Here is a 15,967-nt window from a genome sequence, read left to right as displayed (position 1 = left end):
CATCCGGCTGACGAGGCCAGGGGGTTCCGGGGGAAATGATTTCCCCCGGGCGGGGTCCGGGGCGGCAGCCCCGGTTGCCGAGCGCGGGGCGGCAGCCCCGGTTAGTCTTGGGCTTTGATGTGGGCGATGATGCCGGTGGTGGAGATGCCGGGCAGAAGGGGCAGGCTTTGGACGCGTCCGCCCCGGGCCAGGACCACGTCTTTGCCCACGATGGCGTCGGGGCGCCAGTCGCCGCCCTTGACCAGGATATCGGGCTGGGTGGCGGTGATGAGGGACAGGGGGGTGTCGTCCTCGAAGGGGATGACGAAGTCGGTGGACGCAAGGCTGGCCAGGACGAAGGCCCTTTGGTCGAGCGGGGTGACCGGCCGCGCGGGGCCTTTGAGGCGGGTCACGGAGGCGTCGGAATTGACGCCGACGACCAGGATGTCGCCGAGGAGTCTGGCCCGGGCCAGGAGGTCGGCGTGTCCGGCGTGGAGCAGATCGAAGCAGCCGTTGGTGAAGACCACGGTTTTATGGTCGCGCCCGGCGGACAAAAGGGCAAGGAGCCGGGGCAGGGCGACGATCTTGGAATGCGGCGGGACGGCAGGCATCAGACGCGGCGGGCGCGGCGGGCCAGGGTTGGGGACGACCCGAAAAGCAGAAGTTCCAGCCAATCCAGGCCGAATTCCAGGCAGGCCTCTTCGTCGGCCAGGATGGGTTCCTGGCGCGAGGCGTCCATCTCCAGGTGGTCGAACAGCTTCATGCGCACGAGAAAATCCTGGAAGGCGTCGGGGGTGTATTGGGCCAAAAAGACCATGTTGGCCTGTTTGGAATGCAGCCGGACGCCATGGTTGCGGGCCAGGGCCATGAGCCGCATGTAGCGATCATTATAACGGTAGTAATCGGCCAATCCCTGGTCTGCGAGCCAGGTGTCCGACCGCCACGGGGTGGTCTCCTCGAAGCCGCGGCAGTGGGGTTCGCGCACGACGAAATATTGTTCCGCCACTTGCCCGGCGTCGTCCAGGCGGGTGGCCCGGCCCAGGGGGTAGGTGCGGCAGGCCCCGGGACGGTTCGCATAGACCTGGCAGCCGGAAGCGGCCACGAAGGGACAGGGCTTGCGGGGTTTGTCCTTGAGCATGTTCAGGGACAGCATGGGGAATCCGGTGTCGGGGCTGAGGGAGAGGCGCGCGTAGAGCCTGGCGAATTCGTTGCCGCTAAGGCGCAGGCTGCGGCGCAGGCGCAGGGCGTCGTAGGGCGTGAGCATGAGGTTGAGGTCGCCGCAGCAGGCGTTGAAGCAGGGGACTGCTGGGTTGCAGGCGAACTGGAAGGATTCGCCCGGGCGCAGTTCGGGCAGGGAATCGAGAAAAGCCTGCGTATCGTCACGGTCCTGCGGCTGGTGTATGGTATCGGTGTCCATGATCGTCTCCGGGGGCGTGATTACGCTGTTGCGTGGTCCATGGCAACCGTTCGCCGTCGGCCGGGGAGGCCTGCCGCAGGGTATGTTCCCTGGCGCAGAGGAATGGTGTGCGGGCTTGACAGGTCATGAAAAAAGGGTGAACTTTCGGGCTCCTGGATAATTGCGATCGGCGTTGGGGGTCGCGGCTTTCCAAAAGACATGGAGCGCCCATGGATGAAGTGGTCGTCTTGCGTTTATCCAACCACCTGCCTGAACTGGACAGGTTGGCGGAGGCCGTAGAGGCTTTCGGGGAGCGTCACGGTTTTCCCCGAAAGATGATCTATCAAATCCGCCTGGTTCTGGATGAACTCTTGACCAACGTCATTTCCTATGGTTTTTCCGATGACAAGAATCACGAGGTCGAGGTGGAAATCCGTCTCGCCGATTCGCGTCTTTTGTTTCGTATCGAGGATGACGCCACGCCCTTTGATCCCATGCGGGCCGACACGCCCGATCTGACGTCCACCTTGGAGGACAGGGCCATCGGGGGGCTCGGCATCCATCTGGTGCGCAAGCTCATGGATTCCGTGCGCTATGAGTACCGAGACGGGAAGAACCGGCTTTTTCTCGAAAAAATCATCTCTTGATCGTAAAAGGGGTTCCAACATGGAATTGGTGGAAAAACGCGATGGCGACGTGACGATATTGGTTCTCAACGGTCGCCTTGACAGCAATACCTCCAAGATTCTGGAGGACAAGGTCATGGACATCCTGCGCCAGGGCAACAAAAAAGTGCTCATGGACTTCCTGGATGTCGATTACATCAACAGCACCGGCCTGCGGGTGCTGCTTCTGGCCTTGCAGCAGTTGAAAAAAAACCAAGGGAAGCTGATTCTGTGCTGCATCAAGGACTACATGAAGGAAGTGTTCGAGATCTCCGGATATACGGAAATCTTTCCCATTTTTGCGACCCAGGACGACGCCGTCAAGGGTTTTGCCTGATTCAACGGGAAGCAGTGGTTTCGGACACGGTTGCCTTCCCCTGCAAGACGGACGACATCCGCCTCGCAAGGAGACGATGATGAGAAGATGGATTTTTTTTGCGTTGCTTATGGCGTTTCCGGGATGGGCCCTGGCGGCCGGTTCCGCCCCCATGGAACTGGCCGGTTTGCGCCTTGGCGGCGACATCTCCCAGTACGCCCAGCTTATCGACGCGGATTCGGCCTCGAAAGGTTTTTTTCGGCCACATCTGGAGATGGTGTCCTTAAAGGATCGGGAAGGGCTGCGCAGCGCCTATGCTGACTACGGCACCTGCCAGAACAAGGGCCGGATCGTGCGCATCAAGGTCAACTATACCGACGGTTCGCTGACCTTTTTTGAAAAGCTTTTGAGTGAGCTCAAAAAACGCTACGGCCAGCCCGAGGATTGGCGGGGCAACCCCTTCGGCACCCTGCGGGCCTGGAAGTGGAGCATTGCCTCGGGCGCCGACCGCATCAGCATGGTGCTTATGTATTATGCCGGAGACGACGGGGAATATACCGAAGGCAACTCCCTGCGCATCACCTCCCGCAACATGGTGGACGAGGAAGACCGGTGCTACGCTGCCCGAAAAAATGGCGGCGAACCGGCCACCGAGTTGCGCAAACCCGCCGACGTGTCCGAGCTGGATTGGCTGTTGCCCAAGTAGGTGGGTGTGAACAGCCCTCCCGGCGTTGCGGCGTCATCCGCTCTTCTGCATCATCGGTACCAGGAAAAAAAGGCCGTCCTGGCGGGCCTGTTGCAGCGATTGGCCGATCTTTCCGGCAGGATCGCCTGGCCGGGCGCGGCCGAGTCCCGACAGACGGCCGCCAGCCTTCTGGCCAGCCTTGGCGAACCGTTTCTCTTCGTGGTGGTGGGCGAGGTCAAGACCGGAAAAAGCAGCCTGGTCAACGCCCTTTTGGGTGAAGACCTGTGCGAGGTGGCCCCGGACCCCTGCACCGACCGCATCCGCATGATCCTTTACGGCGAGACCGCCTCGGATGTCGCGGTCGATCCGTATCTGTCCCATGTCCGCGTCCCGCATGAAATCCTGCGTGAAATCGCCGTGGTGGATACTCCAGGCGTGGACAGCATCATCGACCGCCATCAGGAAATCACCGAACGGTTCATCCCCAAAAGCGATCTGGTGCTGTTCGTCTTTTCGGCCATCAATCCTTATTCCCGTTCGGCCTGGGAGTTTTTCTCCTTGGTGCGCCAGGAATGGCGTCGGAAGGTGATCTTCATCCTCAACCAGGCCGACCTGGCCACGGCGGAACAGCTTCGGGTCAACGAGGCCTCGGTCAGGCGGCTGGCCATGGAGCGCGGCGTGGCCGAACCCGTGCTGTTCGCCGTCTCCGCCACCCGGGATTCAGCCGACCCCGAGGGCAGCGGCATCGAGGCCGTGCGCCGCTACATCCGGGACATGGTCACCGGGGGCGGTCACTACGCCCAAAAGCTCCTTTCCCTGTGCGACGCCGCCTCGCGGCTGATCGAACGGTTCTCCCGGGCCCTGGCCGCCCGCCGCGAGGAGATCGACCGGGACGCAGCCCAGGCTGCGGACATCCGGGAGCGCATGGCCCAGGCCCAAGCCGCCGCCGGGCGCGAGGTGGGCAGTCTGGTGGCCCGGGTGACGGCGGTCTATGCCCGGCTGTCCCGGGATTTCGCCGACGCCTTCGAGGCCGAGTTGACCTTTGGCAACATGATCGGCCGTTCCCTGCGCGGCATGTTTCGTCGCGGGGGCGGCATCGACGCAAGCGTCGCCGAACTGACCGCGAATTTCGCCGAAAAGCTCACCCGCGAGGTGGAGGACGTCACCCGCCAGGGCGCGGCCCACGTCTCCGAGAGCATCCTGGACCGGGTGCGGCCGCTTTTGGACGAACTGGAGGGCCGGGACAGGTTCGGACGCGGGGGGACCGGCCAGGCCGCCCTGTCCGAAGAGCGCGAGACCGTGGCCCGGGAGGTGCGGCTTCGGGTGGAGGCCTTGCTCGGCGCGGACGGGGGATTTGCCGGGGTTTCGCCCACGGATTTTTCCGGCCTGGACCCCAAGGCGGCCATGGGCGGCGTCCTTATGGTGGTGGGCACGCTGTTTGCGGTGTCGGTCAAAAGCGTGGTGGTGGACGTGACCGGGGGCTTGGTGGCGGCTTCGGGCATGGTGCTGGCCGGAGGCGCCCTGCTCTGGAAGCGGCCGCGCATCATGCGGGTGTTTCGCAAGAATCTGGCCGAGGCCGGGGAGCGGCTGGAGGCGGAGCTTGCGGAACGGCTGGCGGCCAGGATGGAGCATCTTTTCGCCGAGCTCTTCGCCCGCTTCGATCCGTTTTTTACGGGCATCGCCGAGCGGGAACGGGTCGCCGGGGAGTTGGGCCGGGAGACGGACGCCCTGGCCGGTGACTGCGACGCGTTCGCCCGCGATGTGGGCCCTTCCGCCTGACGATCAATACGGCAGGACAAGCGGCTTCGTCCTGACGGCAGAGGCCGGGGCGACCGGTCACGTCAGGATGTCTTTTTTTCCTTTTTTCGGATGGCGCCCGCTTCTTCTCCCGGACATGCTTCTCTGGCGAACGCCAGAAGGCGTTGGGCGGCCATGTTGTCGCGTTCCGCCGGAAGGGCCGCCGCCAGATCCACCCTGGGAAGTTCCCCCTCGATCTCCGTAAAGACGACGCCCGCACGCCGCCAAACCCGAACCGACGCCGGGAGCAGGGCGACGCCGAGGCCGCTGGCCACCAGGGACAGGGTGGTGAATTTTGAGGCCGCCTCCTGCGCCGCCACGGGAGTCGCGCCGACCGTGGCGAATGCGGCGGCCATGGCCATGTCCAGGGCCGGAACCTGGCCGCGTGGCGGCAGGATCATGGGGACGCCGTCCAGGCGTTTCAGAGGAACACGGGGCAGGGCGGCCAGGGGATGGCCCGAAGGAACGGCCAGGATGTAGGACTCGCGGTGAAGGACAAAAAGATTCGCCCCTGGAATGTCCTGGCCCGCATGGCGCAAAAAGCCGATGTCCAGGCGGCCCGTGCGGATGGCCTCGGCCTGGGCCCGGGTGGTCATTTCCCGCAAATCCAGCTCCACCTCCGGGGCGCCGCTGCGAAACCGGGCCAGGGCGGCGGCCAAAAAGGCGTCCATGGCCGGATTGACGAATCCCGCAACCAGTCGGCCAGCCATCCCCGAGGCCACGCGCCGGGCCGTCTCCACGGTCTTTTCGGCTTGGGCCACAAGCGATGCGGCCTCGTGGCGAAAGGCCTCGCCAGCCGGGGTCAGGACCACCGAACGGCTGGTGCGGGAAAAAAGCAACACCCCCAGTTCCCGCTCCAGGGCCTTGATCCGCTGGCTCACGGGAGGTTGGGCCATGTGCAGCCGGGCCGCCGCCCGCCCAAAGTGCAATTCCTCGGCCACAGCCAGAAAACACCGACAGTCCCGCAGTTCCATGGATCAATACTTTTCACATCTTAATCATGTTGTAAATTGATATTTTACATATCAATAGGGAGCGCCTAGGCTGTCTTGAAGCTGCCAGGGATCACGCCGTTTACGCCAGCCTGGTGCTGGAGACGGCCCCGATCCCGGCCACCCCGCACAGGAGGAAGCTTATGAACGAACGCTACGCGCGCGGCTTTGCGGCCCTGGCCGCCCTGGCCCCGGAAAAGTCCCAGGCCGTGCAGGACGCCCTGGCCGACATCGCCCCGGACATGGGGCGGTTCATCGTGGAATTCGGCTACGGCGACATCTTCACCCGCCCCGGCCTGGATGCCGTCTCCCGCCAGACGGCCACCATCGCCGCCCTGGCCGCCTTGGGCAACGCCGCGCCGCAACTGCGGTTTCACATCGAGGCCGGGCTGGCGGCGGGACTTTCTCCCCAGGCCGTCATCGACATCATCTATGTCGCCACGGTGTTCGCCGGTTTTCCGGCCGGAATAAACGCCATCGCCATGGCCCGCGAGGCGTTCGCGGAAAAAGGCGTGGTCCCGCCGCCGCACAAGGCCCGGGAATCCGGGGCCGGGGAGCGACGGGAGCGCGGTCTGTCGGCCCTGGCCGTGACCAGCAAAAACGCCGGGCAGCAGGTGCTCGACTCCCTGGCCGACATCGCCCCGGATTTCGCCGGGTTCATCCTGGATTTTTCCTACGGCGACGTCATCTCGCGCGACATCCTGACCCCCGGGCAAAAGGAGATCGCCATGATCGCGGCGGCCACGGCCCGGGGAACCATGGCCCCCCAGCTCAAGGTGCACGTCAAGGCGGCCCGGGCCGTGGGGCTAAGTCGGGAACAGATCGTGGAGGTCATCATCCAGATGGCCGTCTATGCCGGTTTCCCAGCGGCCATAAACGGGCTCTTCGCAGCTCGGGAGGCCTTGCGGGAGATGGGGGAATAGGGCGGGGCGGCTCGCTGCGGGGGGCGCGACCGGGAAGGCCCCGGCAATGCGGTCAAACCGCTGGTACGGGGTGGACGGCGGGGATGCAGGCCGGGAAGACGGATCAGAAACGCTGACAGGAATGCGTCGCAGGCGGTTCCGGGAACGGTGCGGCCTCAGATCTCAACGATTCCCAGGGCGGCCAGCTTGGTCACAAGCTCGGTTTTCGCCACCGGCTTGATCAGATAGGCGGAGACGCCGTCTTCGAAAAGGGCGGTCATGGTGTTGTCCTCGTCGTCCATGGACGTGACCATGATGGCCTTGGCCCGTTTTTCCGGGGCGATCCCGGCCCGTTTTTCCAGGGAATGGATCTTGTCCAGGGTCTCGTGACCGTCCGGGCCGGGCATGATGATATCCATGAAGATGACGTCGTAGGGGCGCCCGGAATCCAGGGATTTGGCCACTGCCTCCACCGCTGACGCGCCGTTGCCGCAGATGTCGCAAGTTCCGTAGTGTTTGAGGTGGGCCATGAGCACCATGCGGCTGGCTTCGTCATCGTCGACAATGAGAAAATGCATGAGACGACTCCTTGCAAAAGGGCGTATCCTTTTTTTCTAGCGCAATGCCTTGATGACCACAAGGGTAAGATCGTCCTCGGGGCGGCCGGGACTGACGAAGGCCATGACCGCAGCCACCACCGCATCCACGACCTCCTGGGCCGTCCGGCTGGCGTTGGCGCGCAGGATGTCCTTGAACCGCTCCTTGCCGAACATCTCCCCGGCTGGATTCATGGCCTCCCAGATGCCGTCGGTGCCGAGAACCAGGAGTTGCCCGGCGGTGATCCCGCTACGGCTATTGTCCCCGTATTCCCAGCTTTCCTCCACCCCCAGGGGAATCCCGGCCCCCATGAGTTCATCGAAGGCGTCTTTGTCCGGATCGTAGATCAGGGCCGGGTCGTGACCGGCCCGAACCCAGGTGAGCATCCCGGTGACCAGATTGATGCTTAAAAAAAACAGGGTGATGAACCGGCCGGAGAGCTGGGTGTCCCGGCACAAAAGACGGTTGACCATGGTGATGCACCGGGCCGGGTCGGGGTCTTCGTCGGCCCGGGCGTGCAAAAGCGCCCGCCCCGTGGCCATGAACAGGGCCGCCGAGATGCCGTGGCCGGTGACGTCGCCCAGAACCACGTCGCAGGTGTCGCCGCGTTCCCGGGAAAAGGATAAAAAATCGTAGTAGTCGCCGCCTGTCTCATCGCAGAACTGGCATACGGCGGCGATGTCCAAACCCGGGATGACGGGGGGCCGTTCGGGCAGCAGGTTGCGCTGCACCTCCATGGCCAGGGCCATGTCGTTTTTGAGCTTGACCCGCTCCAGAAGTTTGGGGGCCATGGCGTTGAAGGCCGTGGCCAGATCCCCCAGTTCGTCATGGCTTTTCACCTCGGCCCGGGCCGAAAGGTCGCCCTCGGCGATCTTTCCGGCGGCCCTGGCCAGACGGGCGATGGGCCGGGTGATGGCCAGGGAGGCGACGGCCGCCGCCGCCACCAGAAGCAAGTTGATGACCAGGGCGAAGACGCTGGTGTCGCGCAGCATCCGCTTGGTGCGCTCCATGACGCTGTCCTCGGCGTGGCGGGAGGAGGCCACGATGATCTCGCTGGGCACGATGACCGCCAGGGTCAGGCCGTCCTCGATGACCGGCTTGAAGGCCCACACGCTCGGCACGCCCCGGTAGGGCATCTCCACGACGCCCTGGCGGCCGTCTTTGATGTCCTGGCGCATGACCGCCACGGCGGCAGGGTCTTCCTTCTCCAGACGCTCCAGAGCCAGGGGGGTTTTCCAGTCCGTGTCGTGTTCCATATAGTCCCGCATGGCCACGATGAGCATGGCGTCGGGATCCCCGTCCGCCTCCGTGGCCGGACGCAGCAGCATGGAGCGCACGGCCGGGGTCCAGCGCCGGGACAGGTCGCTTTCCAGGAGCAGGGTGTCCAAGGGGAAGTCCACCCCCGTGACCCCGATGATGGTCCCGGACGGCCCGTGGATGGGCATGGACAGAGTGGCGATGGCCTGATGGGTGTTGGCGTCCACCATGATGTTCCACACCGGCCGCCCCTGGGCCTTGGCCTGGGTGTACCACTCCCGGCGTCTGGGATCGTAGTCCGGGGGATAGCCGCCGTGGCCGGGGTAGGCGCAGTGCAGGCCGTTGTCCAGGCTCACGTAGCTCCACAGCATGAGATCGTCATGGCGCAGGTAGATGATGCGGAAAATGGGCAAAAGCCGGGTGAGGGCCTGGGCGTCCTTGAGGGCGGCGGGCACGTCGGCGTCGGGGGACAGGCGGAAAACCAGATGGTCGACGGAGATGGCGATGTCGGATTTCGCCGTGAGGGCCGCGCTGGAGTCGGAGAGCACGCGGGGTGGTTCGAGAACGCCGATGCGCGGGTCGCGACGGTCGTAGTCGGTGTCGAAAAAAATCGGTTCGATGTGCCTCGGGCGTTCGGCCAGGAGTCGCTCGGCCTCCCGGGCCTGAAGGGTCAGGGCCAGCTCCAGGACATCGCGGGTGTCGTTGACGGCCTCGGCGAACAGGTTGACGGTCTGGCTCAGTTCGCGATTGGCGTTGTCGCGCATGACCTCGGCCGCGCTGGCGGCCAGTTCGGTCCCCAGGGCGCGGGTCTCGCGGATGGAGTACCAGCGCACCAGAAAAATCGGCGGAAGTACAAGAATGAGCAAAAAAATGAGCAACTTCCAACGAATGCGCATGGGTACTCCAAGTCGGGGATGACGGGACGGACAAGACCCTGAGGGCTAAGTGTGGCCAAAAAATGGCGACAGCACAAGGGGGAAGGCCCCGAAAACAGGGAAAAAAAGACAAGTTCCTTGACATGCCGGATCAAAGGCAATAACGACACTCCTTCACCTTGCTCTTCCCCGTCCGGGAAGGGCCATGCCCACAAGGAGAGGACCTATGCGGAAGTACGAAACGTTGTTGCTTTTCAGTCCCGAGTTGACCTCGGACAACCTCCAGGAAATTCTGGACACCTTAAAAGGCATCATCGAGCGCGAGGGCGGCGTCACCGAGACCCTCGACGACTGGGGTATGCGCGATCTGGCCTACATGGTGCGCAAGCAGGTTCGCGGCCATTACATCCGCCTGGAATACAATCTGCCTCCGGCAGGCGTGGCGGAACTGGAACGCATCGTGCGCATCACCGACGGCATCCTGAAGTTCGTCACCGTCAAGCTGGCCGACAAGATCGCGGCATAACCGGGGGATATTCCTATGGCTTTTAAGAAAAAGTTCACGCCCAAAAAGAAGTTCTGCCGTTTTTGCGCCAACAAGAATCTGCCGCTGGACTACAAGCGCGCGGATATCCTGAAGGATTTCATCACCGACCGGGGCAAGATCATCGCCCGGCGGATCACCGGCACCTGCGCCAAGTGCCAGCGCCGGTTGACCACGGAGATCAAGCGCGCCCGGCAGATGGCCCTTTTGTATTACACCGCCACGCACAGCACCGAATTTCGCAAGAAAATGTAAGGTGAGGGGGACGACATGCAACTGATTCTTCGCGCCGACGTGGAGAACCTTGGCCACCTCGGAGAGGTGGTCACGGTCAAACCCGGTTACGGCAGAAACTATCTCGTGCCCCAGGGCCTGGCCATGGCCGCCACCCAGGCCAACCTCAAGGTCTTCGAGCAGGAACGCAAAAAGCTTCAGGCCAGGATGGACTCGACCCGGGCCGCCGCCCAGGACGTGGCCGACAAGCTGGCCGCCCTGTCTCTGTCCATCGAGGTCCGGGTGGGCGAGAACGACAAGCTCTACGGTTCCGTGACCACGGCCCAGATCGCCGACCTTTTGGCCGCGTCCGGGGTTGAGGTGGACCGCAAGAAAATTGTCCTGGACGAGCCCATCAGGGCGCTTGGCGTCTACGAAGTGGAGGTGAAGCTCCACGCCGACGTGCGCGGCAAGGTTTCCTTGGCCGTGGTGCGCCCGGGCGGACAGGAAGAACCGAAGGCCCCGGAAGTGGCCGAAGATAGTGGAACCTCAGCGGAAGAAGCCGCGATCTAAGGCCGCCGGGCGTCCGGATGGCCAATCGGTGACCGGGAAAACCCTTGATCGGGTTTCCTCGGACCTTTTGCGCAGACTCCCCCCCCAGAATCTGGATGCCGAACAGGCTGTTCTGGGGGGGGTTTTGCTCAAGAACTCCGTCCTTTTTTCCCTCATCGACCTCGTCAATGAGGACGATTTCTATTCCCCGGTCCACAAGACCATCTTTCGCGCCTTTCTCGACCTTTCCCGAAAAAATTCGGCCATCGACATGCTCACCCTGGCCGACGAACTGTCCAAGGCCGGAAGCCTGGAAGAGGTGGGCGGCCCCCTGTATCTGGCGGAGTTGGCCCAGTCCACCGTGGGCGCGGCCAACGCCCTGCATCACGCCCGCATCGTGCGGGAGAAATCCGTCCAGCGCAGGCTCATCGGCGCAGCCACGGACATCATCACCCGTTGCTTCGAGGCCTCCGAGGATATCAACCAGCTTTTGGACGAGTCCGAACAGGCCATTTTCTCCATCGCCGACTCCAAGACCGTCAAGGGGCTCAAGTCCAGCAAGGAACTTGTGGCCAGCGTGTTCGAGCAGATCGAACAGCGCATGGAAAACAAGGAATTGGTCACCGGCGTACCCACCGGCTACTATCAATTCGACGAATACACCGCCGGGCTGCAACCCTCGGACCTGATCATCGTGGCCGGACGCCCCAGCATGGGCAAGACCGCCTTCGCCTTAAACGTGGCCATGCGCTCGGCGGCCATGCACGGCGTGCCCACGGCCATCTTTTCCCTGGAGATGTCCATGGAGCAGCTCATGCAGCGCATGCTGTGCTCCTGGGCCAAGGTGGACTTAAGCCGCCTGCGCCGGGGCCGCCTGGACGACGGCGACTGGTCCCGGCTCTACGACGCGGCCAACAACCTGTCCCCGGCCCCCATCTTCATCGACGACACCGCCGCCCTGACCACCATGGAGATGCGCGCCCGATGCCGCCGCCTCAAGGCCGAACATGGCCTGGGGCTCGTGGTCGTGGACTACCTCCAACTCATGCGCGCCTCGCGGCATATCGATTCCCGCGAACAGGAGATTTCCGATATCTCCCGCAGCTTAAAGGCCCTGGCCAAGGAGCTGCATCTGCCCGTGGTGGCCCTGTCCCAGCTCAACCGCAAGGTGGAGGAGCGCAGCGACAAGCGGCCCATGATGTCCGATCTGCGCGAATCCGGGGCCATCGAACAGGACGCCGACGTCATCATCTTCCTGTACCGGGCCGCAGCCTACAAGCGCAAAGAGGAACTCACCCCCGAGGACAACGTGGCCGAGGTCATCATCGGCAAGCAGCGAAACGGCCCAACGGGCATGGTGAAACTCACCTTTTTCAAGGAATACACCGCGTTCGAAAACCTGTCGGACATCCCGCCGCCCTCGGAATACCATTCCTAAGGGCGCCGGTCGCCACCGATGCCGGGCCGGTTGTCGAACATTCCCGAACCCATGCGCCGTATGTCACCTTTTTCTGGTTTTTCCCCGACGCCCGGATTATGAACTCCCGGAAAGCGGAGGATACCCCGGTCCCACCGCCCGATCCGACACTACCATCCTGAAGGAGCGCCCGTGTTGTACGACGATGCCGAGAAATGGTCGCGTGAGGAGATTGAAAAGGCCCAGATCGAACGCCTGCGCCGCAGCCTGCAAAAGGCCGCCGCCTCCCGGTTTTACGGCGCGCTTTTCCGTGAGCACGGGGTAAACCCTGACGCGGTGCGCGGCCTGGACGATATACGCCGTCTGCCCTTCACCACCAAAAAAGACCTGCGCCAGGCCTATCCCGACGGCCTCCTGGCCATGCCGCATGCGGACATGGTGCGCATGCACGTCTCTTCCGGGACCACAGGGGCGCCCACGGTCATCTATCACACCAAAAATGACCTGGACTGGTGGGCTTCGCTCATGGCCAGGTGCATGCACATGGTGGGCATCCGCCCCACGGACGTGTTCCAGAACATGTCCGGCTACGGCCTTTTCACCGGAGGTCTGGGCATCCATTACGGGGCCGAACGCCTGGGCTGCCTGACCATCCCGGCCGGGGCCGGGAACACCAAGCGCCAGATCAAGCTCATCACCGACTTCAACGTCACGGCGGTGCACATCATCCCGTCCTACGCCCTGCATCTGGCTAACGTACTGCGCGACATGGGCGTGGACCCCGCGTCCCTGCCCATCAGGTTCGCCCTGGTGGGGGCTGAGCCCTACACCGAGGAGGCCCGTCGCCGACTGGAAGAGATGTTCGACATGAAGGTCTACAACTCCTACGGTCTGTCGGAGATGAACGGCCCGGGCGTGGCCTTCGAGTGCGCCGAGCAGCGCGGCATGCACCTGTGGGAGGACGCCTATATCGCCGAGATCGTGGCCCCTGAGACCGGCGAGCCCCTGCCCGACGGGGAGACCGGCGAACTGGTCATGACCACGCTTGGGCGGGAGGGCATGCCGGTCATCCGTTACCGCACCCGCGACCTGACCCGCTTTCTGCCCGGTCCCTGTCCCTGCGGCCGGGCGCATCGGCGCATCGACCGCATCGCCGGACGCTGCGACGACATGATCATCATCAAGGGCGTGAACATCTATCCCATGCAGGTGGAGGCCATCCTCATGGCCATGCCCGAGGTGGGCCAGAACTACCTGATCGAGCTTGACCGGGTGGGGGTCATGGACCAGATCACCATCAAGGTGGAGGTCAAGGAAGAGTTCTTCGTGGAGGACATGCGCGCCCTGACCGGCCTGCAAAAACGCATCACCTCCAGGCTTCGCGACGAGATCCTGGTCACCCCCAGGGTGGAGCTGGTCGAGGCCAAAAGCCTGCCCCAGGGCGAGGGCAAGGCCAAACGGGTCATCGACAAAAGAGGAACCGATTCATGAGCTACGTCTGGGCCACGCTCTATCTGTCCCTCCTGTTCGCCGTCCTCGGGCTGCACATCCTGAGCCTCCCGGCCAATTGGGTTCTGCTTGGGCTGGTGGCCCTGTGGGGCTGGCTTGCCCCGGGCGCGCATTTCGGCTGGCAGTTCTACGCCCTGTTGATCGGGCTGGCCGTGGTGGGCGAGGTCATCGAATTTGTGGCCCAGTATTATGGATCCAAAAAATATGGAGCCACGGGCAAGGGAAACCTGGGCGGCATGCTGGGGGCCATCGTCGGGGCGCTTTTCGGCGCGCCCTTTTTCTTCGGCCTGGGCGCGCTGGCCGGGGCCATTGCCGGGGCCTATTTCGGATGCTATTTCTTCGAACGCCATCAGGGTCGGGACAAGGCCGAGGCCAGGCACGCGGCCTGGGGCGCCATGTACGGCAAGGTGCTGGGCATGGCGACCAAGATCGGCCTGGGCGGGGCCATGTGGGTGGCCGCAGTGCAAAAAATCTGGCCATAGGACACGAAAGGAAAAGGAAGCGATGCTTACAGGCGGTGATTTCCCCAAATATCGTGGGCGGATGGAATACGTCTGCCTGGGCTGCGGACAGCGTTACGACATCCGCGAACTGTATTACACCTGCCCCAAATGCAGCGGGGTCTTCGTGCTCGAAGACACCACCTTCGACTCCCTGGCGGAGTTTCCGCCAAGCTACTGGCAAAGCCTCTTCGACAAGCGGGCCGCCACCCGGACCACGGGGCTGCGCGGCATCTTCCGCTATCACGAGTTGACCGCACCCGTGGTGGAGGAACAGGACATCGTCTACCTGGGCGAGGGCCATACCCCCATGGTGGCCGCCAACGACGCCCTGCGCGAAAAGGTGGGCGTGCCCTTTTTCTATAAAAACGACGGCCAGAACCCCAGCGCCTCCTTCAAGGATCGGGGCATGGCCTGCGCCTTCAGCTACTTAAAGCACCTCGTGCGGGCCAACGACTGGGATTCGGTGCTGACCGTGTGCGCCTCCACCGGCGACACCTCGGCCTCGGCCGCGCTCTACGCCGCCTACGTGGGCGGTCCCATCAAAAGCGCCGTGATCCTGCCCAAGGGCAAGGTCACCCCGCAGCAACTCGCCCAGCCGCTGGGCAGCGGGGCCACGGTCCTGGAAGTCCCCGGCGTCTTCGACGACTGCATGAAGGTCGTGGAATACCTGGCCGACAACTACCGCGTGGCGCTTCTCAATTCCAAAAACGCCTGGCGCATCCTGGGACAGGAGTCCTACGCCTTCGAAATCGCCCAGTGGCGGGCCTACGACACCTACCGCACCTGCGTGTTCGTGCCCATCGGCAACGCCGGAAACATCACGGCCATCATGGGCGGCTTCCTCAAGCTCAAGCGCCTGGGAATCATCCCCTCCCTGCCGCGCATCTTCGGCGTCCAGTCCGAGCACGCCGACCCGGTCTACCGCTATTACAGCGTGGCCGAGGCCAAAAAGCGCCGCTACGAACCCGTGGCCGTCACCCCCAGCGTGGCCCAGGCGGCCATGATCGGCAACCCCGTGTCCTTCCCGCGCGTCAAACACTTCGCCGAACAGTACGAAAAGATCGGCGGCCCGGGCAGCTTCCAGGTCATCCGGGTCAGCGAACAAGACATCATCGAAGGCATGCTCCTGGCCAACCGGCACGGCCACATCAGTTGCACCCAGGGCGGCGAATGCCTGGCGGGCCTTCGCGCCGCCGTCGAACTCAACCTCGTTGAGCCCTCGGAAGAATCCATCCTGGACGCCACGGCGCATCACCTGAAATTCATCGGCTTCCAGGACATGTACTACACCAATACTTTCCCTCCGGAATACGGCATCACGCCGCGCCCGGAGTTCGTCAACGCGCCGGAAACCGTCATCAGCGACGACGACAAGGCCAGCCTCTCGCCCGCCGACTATACCGCCAAGGCCGCCCAGGCCGTGGTGACGCGCCTCGGCCTGACCGGCCGCAGCTAGGAGGAGGAGGAGAGCCTCCGGCGGCCAGGGGGGAAACTTTTTTGAAAAAAAGTTTCCCCCCTGGACCCCCTTTCAAAAAACTTTGTCATCCCGGAGTGATGGTCCGACGCTTCGCGCCGGACCATCACTCCGGGACGCCGTTCGTCCGGGAGAGAGCATATTCTCCGGCCACCCTGGATTTCCCGTTGCGTTCTTCCGGCGCGTCGCGCCGGGAGAACGCAACGGGAGTCGGGGGGGCCGGGGGGAATCATTCCCCCCTCGAGTTGAAAATCAACTGATAACTGGGCGGCATGGCGGGATCAAATCGGCCTG

Annotated in this window: 17 protein-coding genes; 12 read left to right on the top strand and 5 right to left on the bottom strand. The window is 63.7% G+C overall.

Annotated elements, in window-relative coordinates:
• Positions 1 to 101 precede the first annotated feature (101 nt).
• Positions 102 to 590 (bottom strand): D-glycero-beta-D-manno-heptose 1-phosphate adenylyltransferase, encoded by a 489-nt coding sequence (rfaE2, locus tag V3572_RS11775; RefSeq protein ID WP_332111190.1) that lies wholly within the window; start codon positions 588 to 590, stop codon positions 102 to 104.
• A complete protein-coding gene (locus V3572_RS11770) occupies positions 590 to 1,399 on the bottom strand; it encodes a YkgJ family cysteine cluster protein (RefSeq protein WP_442877380.1) in 810 nt (269 codons plus the stop codon). Before V3572_RS11770 ends, rfaE2 begins: the two co-directional genes overlap by 1 nt.
• 206 nt (positions 1,400 to 1,605) lie before the next feature.
• Between V3572_RS11770 and V3572_RS11765 the strand changes: the two genes are divergently transcribed.
• The 4 genes from V3572_RS11765 to V3572_RS11750 all read left to right on the top strand — a co-directional run bounded on the left by V3572_RS11765 (position 1,606) and on the right by V3572_RS11750 (position 4,820).
• Positions 1,606 to 2,022, top strand: coding sequence for an ATP-binding protein (locus V3572_RS11765; protein ID WP_332111188.1), 417 nt, complete (start codon positions 1,606 to 1,608; stop codon positions 2,020 to 2,022).
• A 19-nt stretch (positions 2,023 to 2,041) separates the two neighbouring features.
• Positions 2,042 to 2,377: an STAS domain-containing protein gene (locus V3572_RS11760; protein WP_332111187.1), complete on the top strand. Its 336-nt coding sequence runs from the start codon at positions 2,042 to 2,044 to the stop codon at positions 2,375 to 2,377.
• 79 nt (positions 2,378 to 2,456) lie between these two features.
• Complete coding sequence (locus tag V3572_RS11755; protein ID WP_332111186.1) at positions 2,457 to 3,062, top strand: hypothetical protein; 606 nt, start codon at positions 2,457 to 2,459, stop codon at positions 3,060 to 3,062.
• A 6-nt stretch (positions 3,063 to 3,068) separates the two neighbouring features.
• The gene (locus V3572_RS11750) at positions 3,069 to 4,820 is read left to right on the top strand and encodes a dynamin family protein (RefSeq protein ID WP_332111185.1); all 1,752 of its coding nucleotides are present in this window, start codon (positions 3,069 to 3,071) and stop codon (positions 4,818 to 4,820) included.
• 62 nt (positions 4,821 to 4,882) lie between these two features.
• Here the strand turns inward: V3572_RS11750 and V3572_RS11745 are convergent, their stop codons facing one another.
• Positions 4,883 to 5,812 carry a LysR substrate-binding domain-containing protein gene (locus V3572_RS11745; RefSeq protein ID WP_332111184.1) on the bottom strand — a complete coding sequence of 310 codons (930 nt, stop codon included), beginning with the start codon at positions 5,810 to 5,812 and terminating at the stop codon, positions 4,883 to 4,885.
• Between the two features lie 161 nt (positions 5,813 to 5,973).
• On the opposite strand from V3572_RS11745, the gene V3572_RS11740 reads away from it, so the two are divergent.
• A complete protein-coding gene (locus V3572_RS11740) occupies positions 5,974 to 6,753 on the top strand; it encodes a carboxymuconolactone decarboxylase family protein (RefSeq protein ID WP_332111183.1) in 780 nt (259 codons plus the stop codon).
• Positions 6,754 to 6,908: 155 nt separating this feature from the next.
• On the opposite strand, the gene V3572_RS11735 is transcribed toward V3572_RS11740, so the two are convergent.
• The gene (locus V3572_RS11735) at positions 6,909 to 7,310 is read right to left on the bottom strand and encodes a response regulator (protein WP_332111182.1); all 402 of its coding nucleotides are present in this window, start codon (positions 7,308 to 7,310) and stop codon (positions 6,909 to 6,911) included.
• Between the two features lie 36 nt (positions 7,311 to 7,346).
• Positions 7,347 to 9,482: a SpoIIE family protein phosphatase gene (locus tag V3572_RS11730; RefSeq protein ID WP_332111181.1), complete on the bottom strand. Its 2,136-nt coding sequence runs from the start codon at positions 9,480 to 9,482 to the stop codon at positions 7,347 to 7,349.
• Positions 9,483 to 9,687: 205 nt separating this feature from the next.
• Between V3572_RS11730 and rpsF the strand changes: the two genes are divergently transcribed.
• The 7 genes from rpsF to thrC all read left to right on the top strand — a co-directional run bounded on the left by rpsF (position 9,688) and on the right by thrC (position 15,655).
• Positions 9,688 to 9,987, top strand: coding sequence for a 30S ribosomal protein S6 (gene rpsF, locus V3572_RS11725; RefSeq protein ID WP_332111180.1), 300 nt, complete (start codon positions 9,688 to 9,690; stop codon positions 9,985 to 9,987).
• A 15-nt stretch (positions 9,988 to 10,002) separates the two neighbouring features.
• On the top strand, positions 10,003 to 10,260 hold the full coding sequence (gene rpsR / locus V3572_RS11720) for a 30S ribosomal protein S18 (protein ID WP_163303767.1): 258 nt from the start codon (positions 10,003 to 10,005) through the stop codon (positions 10,258 to 10,260).
• Between the two features lie 15 nt (positions 10,261 to 10,275).
• On the top strand, positions 10,276 to 10,791 hold the full coding sequence (rplI, locus tag V3572_RS11715; protein ID WP_332111179.1) for a 50S ribosomal protein L9: 516 nt from the start codon (positions 10,276 to 10,278) through the stop codon (positions 10,789 to 10,791).
• Positions 10,760 to 12,208 (top strand): replicative DNA helicase, encoded by a 1,449-nt coding sequence (dnaB, locus tag V3572_RS11710; protein WP_332111178.1) that lies wholly within the window; start codon positions 10,760 to 10,762, stop codon positions 12,206 to 12,208. Before rplI ends, dnaB begins: the two co-directional genes overlap by 32 nt.
• Positions 12,209 to 12,379: 171 nt before the next feature.
• Complete coding sequence (locus V3572_RS11705) at positions 12,380 to 13,678, top strand: phenylacetate--CoA ligase family protein (RefSeq protein WP_332111177.1); 1,299 nt, start codon at positions 12,380 to 12,382, stop codon at positions 13,676 to 13,678.
• Positions 13,675 to 14,178: a DUF456 domain-containing protein gene (locus V3572_RS11700; protein ID WP_332111176.1), complete on the top strand. Its 504-nt coding sequence runs from the start codon at positions 13,675 to 13,677 to the stop codon at positions 14,176 to 14,178. Before V3572_RS11705 ends, V3572_RS11700 begins: the two co-directional genes overlap by 4 nt.
• Positions 14,179 to 14,200: 22 nt before the next feature.
• Complete coding sequence (thrC, locus tag V3572_RS11695) at positions 14,201 to 15,655, top strand: threonine synthase (protein WP_332111175.1); 1,455 nt, start codon at positions 14,201 to 14,203, stop codon at positions 15,653 to 15,655.
• The last annotated feature ends 312 nt before the right edge of the window (positions 15,656 to 15,967 follow it).

The sequence above is a fragment of the Desulfolutivibrio sp. genome (genome assembly GCF_036584575.1).
Taxonomy (GTDB): Bacteria; Desulfobacterota; Desulfovibrionia; order Desulfovibrionales; family Desulfovibrionaceae; genus Desulfolutivibrio.
The sequence above is the reverse complement of the archived record's forward strand: the minus strand, read 5'-3'. Positions and strand labels throughout refer to the sequence as shown.

Coding starts and splice junctions, on each gene's coding strand:
- rfaE2 (WP_332111190.1), bottom strand. CDS start 590: ATGCCTGCCGTCCCGCCGCATTCCAAGATCGTCGCCCTGCCCCGGCTC.
- V3572_RS11765 (WP_332111188.1), top strand. CDS start 1,606: ATGGATGAAGTGGTCGTCTTGCGTTTATCCAACCACCTGCCTGAACTG.
- V3572_RS11760 (WP_332111187.1), top strand. CDS start 2,042: ATGGAATTGGTGGAAAAACGCGATGGCGACGTGACGATATTGGTTCTC.
- V3572_RS11755 (WP_332111186.1), top strand. CDS start 2,457: ATGAGAAGATGGATTTTTTTTGCGTTGCTTATGGCGTTTCCGGGATGG.
- V3572_RS11745 (WP_332111184.1), bottom strand. CDS start 5,812: ATGGAACTGCGGGACTGTCGGTGTTTTCTGGCTGTGGCCGAGGAATTG.
- V3572_RS11740 (WP_332111183.1), top strand. CDS start 5,974: ATGAACGAACGCTACGCGCGCGGCTTTGCGGCCCTGGCCGCCCTGGCC.
- V3572_RS11735 (WP_332111182.1), bottom strand. CDS start 7,310: ATGCATTTTCTCATTGTCGACGATGACGAAGCCAGCCGCATGGTGCTC.
- V3572_RS11730 (WP_332111181.1), bottom strand. CDS start 9,482: ATGCGCATTCGTTGGAAGTTGCTCATTTTTTTGCTCATTCTTGTACTT.
- rpsF (WP_332111180.1), top strand. CDS start 9,688: ATGCGGAAGTACGAAACGTTGTTGCTTTTCAGTCCCGAGTTGACCTCG.
- rpsR (WP_163303767.1), top strand. CDS start 10,003: ATGGCTTTTAAGAAAAAGTTCACGCCCAAAAAGAAGTTCTGCCGTTTT.
- rplI (WP_332111179.1), top strand. CDS start 10,276: ATGCAACTGATTCTTCGCGCCGACGTGGAGAACCTTGGCCACCTCGGA.
- V3572_RS11700 (WP_332111176.1), top strand. CDS start 13,675: ATGAGCTACGTCTGGGCCACGCTCTATCTGTCCCTCCTGTTCGCCGTC.
- thrC (WP_332111175.1), top strand. CDS start 14,201: ATGCTTACAGGCGGTGATTTCCCCAAATATCGTGGGCGGATGGAATAC.